The organism is Anaeromyxobacter oryzae, from assembly GCF_023169945.1.
In the GTDB taxonomy this organism is placed as follows: Bacteria; Myxococcota; Myxococcia; order Myxococcales; family Anaeromyxobacteraceae; genus Anaeromyxobacter; species Anaeromyxobacter oryzae.
The window spans coordinates 2863266-2876526 of the sequence record NZ_AP025591.1 but is presented as its reverse complement, the minus strand read 5'-3'; the positions used below and the strand labels follow the sequence as shown (position 1 = coordinate 2876526).

The 13261-nt window shown below is 73.2% G+C and carries 11 protein-coding genes; 10 read left to right on the top strand and 1 reads right to left on the bottom strand.

All coding sequences use genetic code 11. The features are described from left to right. The first annotated feature begins 57 nt into the window (after window positions 1–57). The 4 genes from AMOR_RS12470 (at window position 58) to AMOR_RS12455 (ending at window position 5592) form a co-directional block, all read left to right on the top strand. On the top strand, window positions 58–2142 hold the full coding sequence (locus tag AMOR_RS12470; protein ID WP_248361525.1) for an ABC transporter substrate-binding protein: 2085 nt from the start codon (window positions 58–60) through the stop codon (window positions 2140–2142). 70 nt (window positions 2143–2212) lie between these two features. Continuing rightward, on the top strand, window positions 2213–3103 hold the full coding sequence (locus AMOR_RS12465) for a site-2 protease family protein (RefSeq protein ID WP_248361523.1): 891 nt from the start codon (window positions 2213–2215) through the stop codon (window positions 3101–3103). A gap of 33 nt (window positions 3104–3136) precedes the next feature. After that, complete coding sequence (locus AMOR_RS12460) at window positions 3137–3562, top strand: hypothetical protein (RefSeq protein ID WP_248361521.1); 426 nt, start codon at window positions 3137–3139, stop codon at window positions 3560–3562. Window positions 3563–3687: 125 nt separating this feature from the next. Next, a complete protein-coding gene (locus AMOR_RS12455) occupies window positions 3688–5592 on the top strand; it encodes an ATP-dependent DNA helicase (RefSeq protein WP_404800965.1) in 1905 nt (634 codons plus the stop codon). A 182-nt stretch (window positions 5593–5774) separates the two neighbouring features. Here the strand turns inward: AMOR_RS12455 and AMOR_RS12450 are convergent, their stop codons facing one another. Then, complete coding sequence (locus tag AMOR_RS12450) at window positions 5775–7508, bottom strand: sensor histidine kinase (protein WP_248361517.1); 1734 nt, start codon at window positions 7506–7508, stop codon at window positions 5775–5777. A 227-nt stretch (window positions 7509–7735) separates the two neighbouring features. Between AMOR_RS12450 and AMOR_RS12445 the strand changes: the two genes are divergently transcribed. From AMOR_RS12445 to AMOR_RS12420, 6 genes are all read left to right on the top strand, one after another. Further along, complete coding sequence (locus AMOR_RS12445; RefSeq protein WP_248361515.1) at window positions 7736–8431, top strand: GTP-binding protein; 696 nt, start codon at window positions 7736–7738, stop codon at window positions 8429–8431. Beyond that, window positions 8428–9819 (top strand): ATP-binding protein, encoded by a 1392-nt coding sequence (locus AMOR_RS12440; RefSeq protein ID WP_248361513.1) that lies wholly within the window; start codon window positions 8428–8430, stop codon window positions 9817–9819. Before AMOR_RS12445 ends, AMOR_RS12440 begins: the two co-directional genes overlap by 4 nt. A gap of 1 nt (window position 9820) precedes the next feature. Beyond that, complete coding sequence (gene thiL, locus AMOR_RS12435) at window positions 9821–10861, top strand: thiamine-phosphate kinase (protein ID WP_248361511.1); 1041 nt, start codon at window positions 9821–9823, stop codon at window positions 10859–10861. An 83-nt stretch (window positions 10862–10944) separates the two neighbouring features. Beyond that, on the top strand, window positions 10945–12330 hold the full coding sequence (locus AMOR_RS12430) for a methyl-accepting chemotaxis protein (RefSeq protein ID WP_248361510.1): 1386 nt from the start codon (window positions 10945–10947) through the stop codon (window positions 12328–12330). Between the two features lie 13 nt (window positions 12331–12343). Continuing rightward, window positions 12344–12760 (top strand): chemotaxis protein CheW, encoded by a 417-nt coding sequence (locus tag AMOR_RS12425; RefSeq protein WP_248361509.1) that lies wholly within the window; start codon window positions 12344–12346, stop codon window positions 12758–12760. Between the two features lie 100 nt (window positions 12761–12860). Beyond that, entirely contained in the window at window positions 12861–13229 is a 369-nt protein-coding gene (locus AMOR_RS12420; RefSeq protein WP_248361507.1) for a response regulator, read from the top strand. Window positions 13230–13261: the final 32 nt, after the last annotated feature.

The following is a 13261-nucleotide window of genomic DNA, read 5'->3' as shown; positions in this document are numbered from 1 at the left end:
GCATGCGGGGAAGCGTTCTTCCCCCTTCGGCGTTTCCGCAGTAGATCCCCGGGATCCATGCGCGTCCGTCGAATGCTCGCCGCCGCCCTCCTGCTCATGCTCGCCGCGTGCCCGAACCGGGTGATCGTGGTGAACGGGCAGGAGATGCCCGTCACGCAGGCGAACGACGTGGCCCGCCAGGACCTCGAGGCGGTGCGCGCCGAGGCGCGCGCGCTCGCGCCGGAGCCGGCGGCGGAGAAGCTCCTCGCGTTCGCGAGCCGCTACCGCGGCGTGCCGGTCGCGGCGGAGGCGCTCCACGAGGCGGGCGACCTGCTCCTCGCGGCGCACCGGCCGGACCGGGCGGCGCAGACGCTCGGGACGCTCCTCACCGAGTACCCGCTCTACCCGCGCGCGAACGAGGCGAAGTACTCGCTCGCCCTCGCCGACATCGGCATGGGCCGCGCCCGCGACGGGCTCTCGACCATCGACTCCCTCTACACGCACCTCCCGGACGAGAAGAAGCTCCAGGCCGCGGCGCAGGCCGCGGCCGCTGCGGAGGCGGCCGGCGCGATCCCCGAGACGGTCCGCTGGATGAACGAGGTCGCCGCCCGGTCGAGCGGGGACGCGCGGACGCAGGCGCTCGCGCGCGCCGCGGACGCGGTGGACCGCCTGCCGTTCGTCGACGTGGCGAAGCTCCGCGAGTCGCTCCCGCCGGACGCGCCGGTGCAGCAGGCGCTCGCGATGAAGCTCGCGCGGATCCAGCTCCACCTCCGCGACTACCCGCGCGCGGAGGAGCTCGCGCGCGAGGTCTTCTCGCGCTGGCCGGACGGCCCCTACGCGAAGGACGCGCAGGCCATCGTGCAGCGCATCTCGCGGCTCACCTTCGTCCGCCCGAACGTGATCGGCCTCGCGGTCCCGCTCTCCGGCAACTACAAGCGCTGGGGCGAGGCCATCCTGCAGGGCGTCGGCGTCGCGCTCGAGGGGACGCCCGGCCTCCGCCTCGCGGTGCGGGACACCCGCGGCGAGCCGGACGGGGCCGCCGCCGCGCTCGAGGCGCTCGCCCTCGAGGAGGGCGCCGTCGTCGTGCTGGGCGGCGTGACGAACGCCGAGGCGGAGCGCGCCGCCGCCACCGCCGAGGAGCTGCAGCTCCCGTTCGTGTCGCTCTCGAAGCAGGAGGGGCTCACCGACGCGGGCCCGAACGTCTTCCAGAACATGCTCACCGCGAGCGCCCAGGCGCGTGCGCTGGTCGAGCTCGCCATGGGCCGCCGCGGGATGAAGCGGTTCGCGATCATGTACCCGCAGATCCCGTACGGCGTGGAGCTCGCGAACGCGTTCTGGGACGAGGTCGAGGCCCGTGGCGGCGAGGTGCGCGCCGCGGAGACCTACGCGGCCGACCGGACCACCTTCACGCCGCTCGTGAAGGACATGGTCGGGAAGCTCTACCTGGACGAGCGGACCGACTTCAAGGACACGGTGAAGGAGATCGCGCAGAAGGAGAAGGATCCCTTCCGGCGACGGAAGGCGATCGAGAAGGCGCGCGAACGGCTCGATCCCGTCACCGACTTCGACGCGATCTTCATCCCCGACTTCACGAAGAACGTCCGGCTCATCACCCCCGCGCTCGCGGTCGAGGACGTCGTGACCCAGACCTGCCTGCCGGAGGAGGTCGCGAAGATCCGGAAGACCACCGGCCGCCCGGACCTGAAGCCGGTGCAGCTCCTCGGCGGGAACGGCTGGGGCGCCGATCCGTCGCTCTTCGACACCGTGACCGGCCAGGGGATGCGGTACGTCCGCTGCGCGATCTTCGTGGACGGCTTCTTCGCGGGCTCGTCGCGGCCGGCCACGAAGGCCTTCGTCGAGGCGTTCGAGAAGAAGTACCGGGGCCCGAACGGCGAGCCGCAGGTCCCCACGATCCTCGAGGCCTCCGCCCACGACGCCGCCCGGATGGCGCGCGACCTGATCGTCGACCGCAAGGTCCAGACGCGGGCCGCCTTCCGCGACGGGCTCGCCTCGGTGAAGGGCTTCAAGGGCGCGACCGGCGACATCACGATGGGGCCGAAGCGGACCCCCGAGAAGGAGCTGTTCTTCCTGACGGTCGACAAGGACGGGCTGCGCGAGCTCACGAAGGACGAGCTGGCCGGCTTCGGCGCGGGCGGGCCGTAGGCCGAGGGGCCTCCGCCCGCGCTTCCTTCCAGGTGGCCCTGCCGGCGCCCTCGGATTAGGTTTCGCTCCGATGGAGGACGTCCTCGTACGCGCGCCGCCGCGGGCCCGGTTCCCGGCGCTCCCTGCGACGCTCTTCGTCGCGACGTTCGCGACCACCGCGTTCCTCGGCGGCCTCGCGTTCTCTCTCGCGCTCCTCGCGATCCTCGTCTCCCACGAGATGGGGCACTACGTGCTCGCGCGGCGGTACGAGGTCGACTCGTCCCTGCCGTACTTCATCCCCTTCCCCTTCGGCTTCGGCACCCTCGGCGCGGTGATCCGGATCCGCTCGCGTCTCCCCTCGCGCCGCGCGACGCTCGACATCGGCGCGGCCGGCCCGATCGCCGGGTTCGTCGTGGCCCTGCCGCTGCTCGCCTGGGGCTACGCCCACTCCGAGATCCGCGCCCTCGACCTGTCGGCCCAGGCGCATGGCGCGGTGGCGCCGTTCGGGATGCTCCTCGACTGGCTCGCCGGGCGGCCGGTGCTCGGCGGGGCCGCGGGGCCGATGTCGCTCGGGGACAGCCTGATCACGCGCGCGGTGGAGCGGCTCGTGGTCGGGTCGCATCCGGCCGGCACCGAGATCTTCATCCACCCGGTCGGCCTCGCCGCCTGGCTCGGGCTCCTCGTGACCACGCTGAACCTCATGCCCGTCGGGCAGCTCGACGGCGGCCACGTGCTCTACGCGTGGCTGGGCCGGCGCCGGGCTCGGGCCGCAGGTGGCGTGGTCTCCATGGCGCTGCTGGTCGCCGGGATCTTCCTGTCCTTCAACTGGATCGTGTGGTGGGCGCTGGTCCGTTTCTTCATTCGCCTCGACCACCCGCCGGCGCTCGTCGAGGAGTCGCTCTCGCCGGGGCGGCGAGCTGTCGCGCTCCTCTCGCTCGCGATGTTCCTCGTGACCTTCGTCCCCGTCCCGGTCTCGTTCTAGGCCGGCGCCTGCGGTAGACTCGGCCGCTCCACGATGCACCCCGAAGACCTCCAGAGCGCGCCCGGCGCGGGCGAGCCCGCGTCCGGCGCCCCGGCGACCGGGCCCGGCGAGGCCGAGCCCGAGGCCTGGGCGCGCGTGCTCGCCGCGTGGGAGGACGATGCCGCCCACCACGCCTACCTCGCCCGCTTCGGGGACCTCGAGGGCCTCGCGGTCGCGGGGGGCCGCTACCGCGCCGTCCTCGCCGAGCGCCCCGGTGATCCCGTCGCGCTCCGGTACCGCGACGAGGTCGTGAAGCGCGCCACCGTGGCCGGCCTCGCGCAGCTGCCGCGGACGCGCCCGCGGCCGCCGATCCCACGCGCCGCCCAGGTCCTCCTCGTCTGGCTCCTCGTCGCCGCGGCCGCCGCGGCGGTGGTCTACCTCTGGCGCGGCGCCGCCCGACTCATCCCGGACCTCAAGTGATCCCGCTCCCCGAAGCGCTCACCGTCGACCACGTGCTCGGCGCGGGAGGCCGCCTCGCCGAGGCGCTCCCCGGCTACGAGCACCGCGAGGACCAGCTCGCCCTCGCGCGCGCGGTCGAGCGCGCCATCGCCGATCGCGGCTATCTGGTCGCCGAGGCCGGCACCGGGACCGGGAAGACCCTCGCCTACCTCGTCCCGGCGGTGCTCTCCGGCCGGCGCGTGATCGTCTCGACCGCGACGAAGACGCTCCAGGAGCAGATCTGGGGCAAGGACATCCCCCTCCTGCGCGAGCAGTGCGGGCTCGAGTTCTCCGCCGCGTACCTGAAGGGCCGCTCGAACTACTACTGCATCGAGCGGGGCGAGGCGTTCGCGCGCGCGCCGACGTTCGCCGCGCGCGACGAGGCGGCGCTCTGGCCGCGCATCGAGGCGTGGGCGCGCGAGACCGAGACCGGCGACCGGAGCGAGATCGACCTCCCGGACCAGTTCCACACCTGGCGGGACCTCTCCGCTACCACCGAGAACTGCCTCGGCCGCGAGTGCCCCCACCACGAGGCCTGCTTCGTCACCCGGGCGCGGGCGCTCGCGGCGCAGGCGGACGTGCTCCTCGTGAACCACCACCTCTTCTTCGCCGACCTCGCGATGCGGACCTCGCGCGCCGGCGTCGAGATCCTGCCCGAGCACGACGTGGTGGTGTTCGACGAGGCCCACGCCATCGAGGACGTCGCGACCGAGTACTTCGGCCTGCAGGTCTCGTCGTTCCGGGTGGACGAGCTCTCGCGCGACGCGCTCCGCGCCGTGTCCGATCGGCCCGACCTCGGCACGATGATGAAGGAAGCGACCGGCGAGCTCCGGAAGGCCGGCGAGCGCTTCTTCCAGGCCGTCGCGGACGGGCTCCGGGCGCCGGCGGCCGCGCCGCCGTGGGCGCGCGCGAGCCGCCCTTCGACTCCGCGGCCGCGAGGCGGCCGCTACGCTCAGGGCGACCGGGGGTCGCAGGACGAGGCGGTCAAGGCCGCCCTCACCGAGGACGTGCTCGAGCCGGCCGGCCGCGAGTATCACCGCCTCGACGGCGCGCTCGCGACGCTCCGCGACCTGCTCGCCGACGCCGAGAACCCGCCGCTCCAGCAGATCGCGCGGCGCGCCGGGGAGCTCCGGGTCGAGCTCGCGGCGGTCACGGCCATGAAGGAGCCGTCCCGCGTCTACTTCGGCGAGGTGCGCGGGCGCGGCGTGTTCCTCCGCGCCGCCCCCATCGACGTCGCCGAGGAGCTGCAGGAGCGGCTCTACCGCCGGACGGACACGGTCGTCTTCACGAGCGCGACGCTCGCGGCCCAGGGCCGGTTCGACTACTTCCGCCGCCAGGTCGGCCTCGCCCCCGAGTTCGACGTCGCGGAGGCCCGCTTCGCCGGGCCGTTCGACTTCACGCGCCAGGCGGCGCTCGTCTCGCCCGCGACGCTCCCCGAGCCGAACGCCCCCGGGTTCGTCGACGCCGCCGCCGAGGTCATCCGGGAGCTCACGTCGATCACCGGCGGCCGCGCCTTCGTGCTCTGCACGTCGAACCGGAACATGCTCGCGTTCCACAAGGCGTGCCGCGGGCTCCCGTACCGCATCCTGCTCCAGGGCGAGCGGCCGAAGTCGCGCCTCCTCGAGGACTTCAAGGCCGAGCCGAGCGTGCTCTTCGCGACGGCGAGCTTCTGGGAAGGCGTCGACGTGCCCGGCGAGGCGCTGTCGCTCGTCGTCATCGACCGGCTCCCGTTCGCGCCGCCGGGCGATCCGGTGATCGCGGCGCGGCTCCGCGCGCTCGAGGAGGCGGGCCGCGACGGCTTCAGCGAGCTGCAGGTCCCCGCGGCCGCGCTCGCGCTCCGGCAGGGGTTCGGCCGGCTCGTGCGCACGCGGGAGGACCGGGGGCTCGTCGCCGTCCTCGACCGGCGGCTCGTCACGAAGGGCTACGGCCGCGCGTTCCTCGCGACGCTCCCGAAGACGCCGCTCCTCAAGACGGTGGACGAGGCGCGGCGCTGGTGGGAGCGGGGGGCCTGATCGAGTCGGGGCGTGCCGCCCCGCCCCGCCGGCAAAGCCGTCGGGGCCCCACCCCTGCTACGTGGGGCCCGTGACCGCTCGCGCCCGCATTCGCGGGCGCGCGAGCGGTCCCCACGTAGAGGGGCTGCGCCCCTCCCCCGCTGCGCGGGGCCCCCACCCCGCGATCGGCGTTCTACGCCCGACTACCGGTTCGCCGCAATCGGCGCGACCTGGTCGAGCTCGAGCGCGGGCAGCCGCACGGTGAACGTCGAGCCGACGCCGATCTCGGACGAGACGTCGATCGAGCCGCCGTGGGTGAGGACGATCTTCCGCGCGAGGGAGAGGCCGAGCCCGGTGCCCTCGCCCGGCGCCTTGGTCGTGAAGAACGGCTCGAAGAGCCGCTTCATGTGCGAGGGCGCGATGCCCTTGCCGGTGTCGGACACGCGCACCACCGCCGCCGCGCCCTCGCGGAACAGCTCGATGCCGATCCGGTTCGGCCGCCCCTCGTCGCGGGCCTGGACCGCGTTCACGACCAGGTTCAGCACCACGTCGACGAGCTCGCCGCGGTGCCCGAGCACGTGCACCGGGCCCTGCACGTCCACCTGGGCCGCCGCGGCGCGGAGGTCGGACGCGGCGGTGCGGACCACCGCCTGCACCACCTCGCCGAGATCGACCGCGGCGGCGGGCTCGCCGGCCTGATCGCGCCGCGCCAGCGAGCGGAGGTTCGTCACGATCTGCCGGATGCGCTCCATCCCGACGAGGCTCTCGGTGATCGAGGAGGTCGCCTCGCGACGCGCGAAGGCCACCTCCGGCCGCGCGAGGAGCGTGCGCACCTCGTTCGCGCGCCCCGCCTGCATCCCCAGCTCGGACATGTCGGAGACCAGGCCCTCGTAAGCCGCGAGGTAGCCCCTCAGCTCGGTGAGGTTCGAGGAGACGAACGCGGTGGGGTTGTTGATCTCGTGGGCGACGCCGGACGCGAGCACGCCGACGGCGGCGAGCTTGTCCGCCTGGACCAGGCGGGCGTAGAGCCGGCGCTGCTCGCCGACGTCCCGGGCGACCCGGATCACCCGGTCGCCGACGCGCGTCGACGCGACCTCGAAGAGCGTGTCGAAGAGGGGATCCTCGATCTCGACGATCCCGTCGCCCGCCACCGACCACCACCGTTCCGGGTGGCCGGCGAGGACCTCGGCGACGCGGCGGCCGGCGAGCTCGTGGGGTCGCGCGCCGAGGGCCTTCGCGAAGGCGCGGTTCGCGCGGAGGATCCGGCCCTCGCGGTCGGTCGTGAAGACCATCTCGTGGAGGCCGTCGAAGGTCGCCTCCCACTCGGCCTTCGCCTGCTCGAGCCCGGCCTGCGACGTCCGGAGCCCCTGCAGCGCCCACTCGCGGGTGGAGTGGAGGTGGCCGGCGATCACCGCGACCGTCACGATGATGCCGCTCTCGATCGCCCAGCGGGCGACGGTGCCCTGCTGGATGCGCGCGGGGTCGAACCCGGCCGCGACGGCGTCGCCCACGATGAGCGCCGCGACCGCCCACATCCCGACCACCGCCACCTCGGAGGTGCGTGGCAGGACCGCGGCGGCGCCGACGACGCCCACGAGGACGCCGTACCGGATCGCGTTGGCCGAGTCGCCGTGGAGCAGGACCACCACGACCGGGACGACCACGACCACCGCCGACTCGATGCGGGCCCAGGCGAGGAGCGCCCGGGCGGAGTACTTGCGGGCGAGGAGGAACGAGTAGATGCCGTTCGCGCCGAGGAGGACCACGCCCACGACGAGCGCCGTCCAGGGCGCGCGCCGGCTCATCAGGAGATCGTTCGCCAGGTCGACGGCGATGAAGACGGGGACGATGAGCCAGCGGAGGCGTAAGAGCCACCGCAGTCGCTCCGCGATCTCCGCCTCGGCCACGTCTTTGCCACGTGGCTGGACGGTGTCCATGTTCGGGCGCCTGCTCCTTCCCCCGCCTCGGAGTGTAGACCAAAGGGCGCCTCCGTGAAACGGCGCACGCCGTCGAAACGGCGTCGGGCCCGTCGGCCCCCCGCGCCGGGCGCCCGCCCGTCCGCCCCCCACCGGAGGGCCCGAGGGCGGAGCGAGCCAGCCTGCGATCGGGTAGAGTACCGGGTCACCCGGCGTCGCGAGGTCCCCAGGTCCCGCCAGAACCCCGCATGGTCCAGTTCAACTCAGAGAGCCGCGAGATCGCCGTGAAGGTCGTCTATTACGGCCCGGCGCTCTCCGGAAAGACGACGAACCTCCAGGCGCTGTTCCAGAAGATCGATCCGCGCGTCCGCGGGCGTCTCATGACGCTCGACACCAAGGACGACCGGACCCTCTTCTTCGACATGATGCCCGTCTTCTTCCGCACGAAGTCGGGCGTGAAGGTGAAGCTCAAGCTCTACACGGTGCCGGGCCAGGTGATGCACGAGTCCACCCGGCGCATCGTGCTCCAGGGCTCGGACGCGGTGGCGTTCGTCGCGGACTCGCGGAGGAGCGAGGCCGCGTCGACGCTCGCGTACTGGAACAACATGCTGAAGAACCTGGAGGCGAACGGGCTCGACTACCGGACCCTGCCGATCGTCGTCCAGATGAACAAGCGCGACCTCCCCGACGCGCGCGGCGACGACGAGCTCGAGGACCTGCGCCGCGTGATCCAGCCGCCCATGATCCCCGCGGTGGCGATCCGGGGCGAGGGCGTCGTCGAGACGCTCTACGCGATCCTGCAGCGCTGCTACCGGAGCCTCGACCGCACCTTCTCGCTCGAGCAGGAGTGGCAGATCCCCGAGAAGGAGTTCCTCGGGCAGATCTTCTCGCACGTGGACCTCCGGGGCACGCGCCTCACGGCCGAGGGGGTCGCGGGGCGATGACCCTCTCGCCGTCGTTCCTGAACCAGCGGCTCCCGCTCGGCGACCTCCTCGATCTCCGGTCGTTCGGAGAGGTCTGCCACTCGTTCGCCGAGCTGTACCGGGTCGGCCTCAAGGTGTTCGACACCGAGGGGAACCGCCTCGTCGACGTGAAGGTCGGCAACGCCGACTTCTGCGGCTACATCTGGTCCAAGCCGGCGGGCCGCGAGCAGTGCATGGACACGGTGGGCCGGGTGAAGTCCGAGCCCATCCCGGAGGAGCCGAGGCCGGTCGTCTTCCCGTGCTTCTCCGGCTGCCGCTACGTGGTCCAGCCGATCCTCTACGAGGGCGATCTGCTCGGCCGCGTCGTCTTCGGCCCGTTCGTGCCGGACGACCAGCGGGAGCTCCCGGCCTCGCTCATCGAGGTCGCGGCGGATCTCGACGCGCGGCTCGCGACGAACTACCAGACCAAGATCCGCCGGGTGCCGATGGGCACCGCCGAGAAGATCCTGAAGCACTTCATGGACCTCCTCGACGTGATGATCTTCACCGGCCACAAGAACCTCATCGCGGCGAAGCTCCACATCGAGGCGGTGCAGGAGAGCTACCGCGAGCTCTCCGACAAGAACCAGAAGCTCGAGGACAGCTACTCGAAGCTGAAGGAGCTCGACCGGCTCAAGTCGAACTTCCTCGCCACGATGAGCCACGAGCTCCGGACGCCGCTCACGAGCGTGATCGGCTACTCCGAGATGATGCTCGAGGGGCTCGGCGGCCCGCTCACCGCGGAGCAGCGCGAGTACCTCGGCATCATCATGGAGAAGGGCGAGAACCTCCTCCAGCTCATCACCTCGATCCTCGACATCTCCAAGATCGAGGCGGGCCGGGTCCGGCTCGTGCTCTCCGAGGTCGACGCCTCGCAGCTCATGCGCGACGCCGTGGCGACGCTCCTCCCGCTCGCGCGGAAGAAGGGGCTCAAGGTCTCCTGCGAGCCGGCGATCCTCCCCCGCGTCAACGCCGACCGGGACAAGCTCCGCCAGTGCCTCGTGAACCTCTGCTCGAACGCGGTGAAGTTCACGCCCGCGGGCGGGAACGTCGTGGTCCGCGCGGAGGCGCTCCCGGACGACCGGCTCGCGATCCACGTGGCGGACACCGGGATCGGGATCGCCGAGGAGCACCTCCCGAAGGTCTTCGACGTCTTCTACCAGGTGGACGGCTCCTCCACCCGCGAGTACGGCGGCGCGGGGCTCGGCCTCGCGATCGTGAAGAGCTTCGTCGAGGCGCACGGCGGCGAGGTGCGGGTCCGGTCCGCGCCGGGCACCGGCTCCACGTTCAGCGTGGTGCTCCCGCTCCGGCCTGCGGTGGCGCCGCTGCTCACCCCGTCCGCGCCCGCCACGGCGGTGAGCGGGCGGTAGCGTGGCGCGGCGTCCGTACCGCGCCGCCCCGAAGGGCGGCGAGTTCGCCCTCATCGACCGCTTCACCCGCGCCCTCCCGCAGGGCGGCGAGGGGGTCGTGCTCGGGATCGGCGACGACGCGGCGGTGCTCCGGGCGCCCGCCGGCGAGGACCTCGTCGCCACCGTCGACGCGGTCGTCGAGGGCGTCCACTTCGACGCCCGCCATGCGCCGGCCGACGTGGGCTGGAAGGCGCTCGCGGTGAACCTCTCCGATCTCGCCGCGATGGGCGCGCGACCGCTCTGGGCGCTCGTCGCCCTCGGCGTCCCGCTGGGCACGCCGGAGGCGCGGCTCGCCGGCGTCGCGCGCGGGCTCGCGGCCTGCGCCCGCCGGCATCGGATCGCGGTCGCGGGCGGGAACGTGTCGCGCGCCGCGGAGCTCTCGCTCACCGTGACGGTGCTCGGCGCGGTCGAGCCGGGCCGGGCGCTCACCCGCTCCGGTGCGGCGGCGGGCGACCTCGTCGCCGTGTCCGGCACCTTCGGCGAGGCGTCGCTCGGCCTCCGCCCCGGCGCGCCGCCCGCGTTCACGCGCCGGCAGCGCCGGCCTGCGCCGCGCCTCGCCCTCGGGCGCGCCCTCGCGGGCATCGCGAGCGCGGCCCTCGACGTCTCCGACGGGCTCGTCCAGGACCTCGGCCACCTCTGCGCCGCCTCGGGGGTGGGCGCGATCGTGGACGCGGTCGCGGTGCCGGTCTCGGGTGCGTACCGTCGGGCGGTGGCGGGCGCTCCGCCGGAGGACGCGCTCGCGCCGGCGCTCACCGGCGGCGAGGACTACGAGCTCGTCGTCGCGATCCCGCCGGCGCGGCTCCCCGAGGCGGAGGCGGCGGCGCGGGCGACCCGGACGCCCCTCACCGTGGTGGGCCGGCTCGTCCGCGGCCGCGCCGTGCGGGTGGTCGGCCCGGACGGCCGCGAGCTTCCCCTGCCCGCGGGACACGACCACCTCCGCGCACCGCCGCCCTCTTTGACTTCGCGGAGGGGCCGTCTAGGATCGACCCGGCGTCGTCGCTAGCACCCCCGCCTCGGACCGTCTCCACGGCCGCGGGGGGCCATGACGCCGCACTCCCGAAGAGCCCGAGCGAAGCGAGGCCCGACGTGGCGAGAAGAGGGGAAGACCGGCTGTCGACGCGCCCGAGCGCGCGCTACTCGGACGCGCCGCACCTCGTCGCGGTCCGCGGCCGCGCCGCCGAGCCGGCGCTCCGCCCCGCGCCGGCGGCGGGGGGGCTCACCGTCTCGCTCCAGACCAAGATCCTCACCTCCTACTTCATCGTGGGCGGGGTGCTCCTCTTCGCGGTGCCGCTCGTGCAGGAGCGGGTGCAGAGCCGCGCCGTCGAGGTGGTGATCGTCCTCGGCCTCACGCTCGCGCTCGGCTTCGGGCTCACCGTCGCCATCGCCCGCGTCTCTCGCGTCGGCCGCCTCAAGGCGAGCGCCGTCGAGATCAGCCGCGGCGACCTCTCCCGCGCGGTGGTCTCCGAGGAGCAGAAGGCGTTCCACGACGAGATCGACGACCTCACCACCGCGATCCGGACGATGCAGGAGAACCTCCGCGACCTGGTGTCCCGGATCCAGCGCACCGCGCAGTCGGTGTCCGACTCCGCGACGGAGCTCCAGAACTCCGCCGAGGAGGTGAACGCGTCCACGGACGAGGTCGCCTCCTCGATGGAGAAGATCGCCGAGGGCGCCGGCCAGCAGTCGGAGCTCGTCGAGCGCACCTCGAAGGTGATCGGCGAGATCGCCGCGTCGATCGAGCGGACCGCGAAGAGCGCCGAGGAGGCCGCGCGGGCGTCGGCCGAGACGTCGTCCTCCGCCGCCAGCGGCGGCGAGGCGGCGCGGCTCGCGGGCGAGAAGGTGAAGAAGGTCTTCGCGCGCATCGAGGCGGCGAGCGAGCAGGTGTTCGCCTTCGGGGAGCGGACGAAGGAGATCTCGAAGATCGTCGAGGCGATCACCCAGGTCGCGAACCAGACGAACCTGCTCGCGCTGAACGCCACCATCGAGGCGGCCCGCGCCGGCGAGTACGGCCGCGGGTTCGCGGTGGTCGCGGAGGAGGTCCGCAAGCTCGCCGAGTCCGCAGGCCGCTCCGCCGAGCAGATCTCGTCGCTCGCCACCGACATCTCCGGGCGCGCCGCGAAGGTGGTCGAGACGATGAAGGAGTCCGTCTCGGAGCTCGGCGACGGCCGCGAGGACCTGAACGCGATCATCCGCGCCCTCGCCGACATCGCGAAGATCGCCGCGACCGGCGCGGACAAGGTGGGCGTCATCTCGCGGTCCGCCCGCGAGCAGCTCGAGGGCTCGGCGGACATGGTCCAGGCGATGGACCACATCTCCGACGTCGCCTCCTCGAACGCGAGCGCGACCGAGCAGGTGCGCAAGGTGATGGGCGAGCAGACCGCCGCCGTCGCGCAGATGGCCAGCGCGGCCCAGGAGCTCACGAACCTGTCGGTGGAGCTGCAGACCGTCGTCTCGCGCTTCCGCCTCGGCTAGGAGCGAGCAGCCCGTGCGGCACGTCGTGTTCCGGGTCGCGACCGAGCGGTACGCGCTGCCGCTCGAGGCGGTCCGCGAGGTCGTGCTCCCGCTCCCGCCCTTCGCCCGGGTGCCGCGCGCGTCGGAGGCCGTCCGCGGGGTCATGAACCTGCGCGGCCGCGTGATCGCGGTCGTGGACCTCGCCGTGCTCGTCGGCCTCGCGCCGCAGCGCCTCGCCGAGGGGGCGGGGCACGTCCTGATCCTCGATCAGGGGCGGCGCACGCTCGGCTTCCTCATCGGCGGCATCCTCGGCGTCGAGCCGATCACCGCGCCCGCGGACGCCGGGTCCGGGCTCGTCCGCGGAGTCGCGACGGCGCGCGCCGGCGCGGTGACGCTGCTCGGCCCGGCCGCGCTCGCCGAGGAGGCCGTCGCGCTCTTCGGCGGCCGATAGGCGACGAGTCGGCGAAGGTGCGCACGGGGGCCGCGTTCTTGTCCGCGAAGCGAAACCGGTGGTAGCTTTTCACGATTCACCCGGGAGGAGCCCCGTCCCCATGTCGAAGCGAGTCCTGATCGTCGACGACGCGATCTTCATGCGAAACATGATCAAGGACATCTTCTCGGGCTCCGGCTTCGAGGTGGTGGGCGAGGCGGCGAACGGGCTCGAGGCGGTCGAGAAGTACAAGGAGCTCAAGCCCGACCTCACCACGATGGACATCGTGATGCCGTTCAAGAGCGGCATCGAGGCGACGCGCGAGATCATCAAGCACGACGCCCGCGCGGTCGTGGTGATGTGCAGCGCGCTCGGCCAGGAGTCGCTGGTGATGGAGGCCATCGAGGCCGGCGCGAGCGACTTCATCGTGAAGCCGTTCAAGTCGGAGGACGTGCTCTCCGTCGTGAAGAAGGTCCTCGGCGACGCGTAGCCGCCGGTCCGAGGCGCTCCGTTCGCCCTGAC

Bases quoted from the DNA above. Each gene is read 5' to 3' on its own strand.
- AMOR_RS12440 (WP_248361513.1), top strand. From the start codon at position 8,428: ATGACCCTCTCGCCGTCGTTCCTGAACCAGCGGCTCCCGCTCGGCGAC.
- AMOR_RS12450 (WP_248361517.1), bottom strand. From the start codon at position 7,508: ATGGACACCGTCCAGCCACGTGGCAAAGACGTGGCCGAGGCGGAGATC.
- AMOR_RS12445 (WP_248361515.1), top strand. From the start codon at position 7,736: ATGGTCCAGTTCAACTCAGAGAGCCGCGAGATCGCCGTGAAGGTCGTC.
- AMOR_RS12465 (WP_248361523.1), top strand. From the start codon at position 2,213: ATGGAGGACGTCCTCGTACGCGCGCCGCCGCGGGCCCGGTTCCCGGCG.
- AMOR_RS12460 (WP_248361521.1), top strand. From the start codon at position 3,137: ATGCACCCCGAAGACCTCCAGAGCGCGCCCGGCGCGGGCGAGCCCGCG.
- AMOR_RS12420 (WP_248361507.1), top strand. From the start codon at position 12,861: ATGTCGAAGCGAGTCCTGATCGTCGACGACGCGATCTTCATGCGAAAC.
- AMOR_RS12470 (WP_248361525.1), top strand. From the start codon at position 58: ATGCGCGTCCGTCGAATGCTCGCCGCCGCCCTCCTGCTCATGCTCGCC.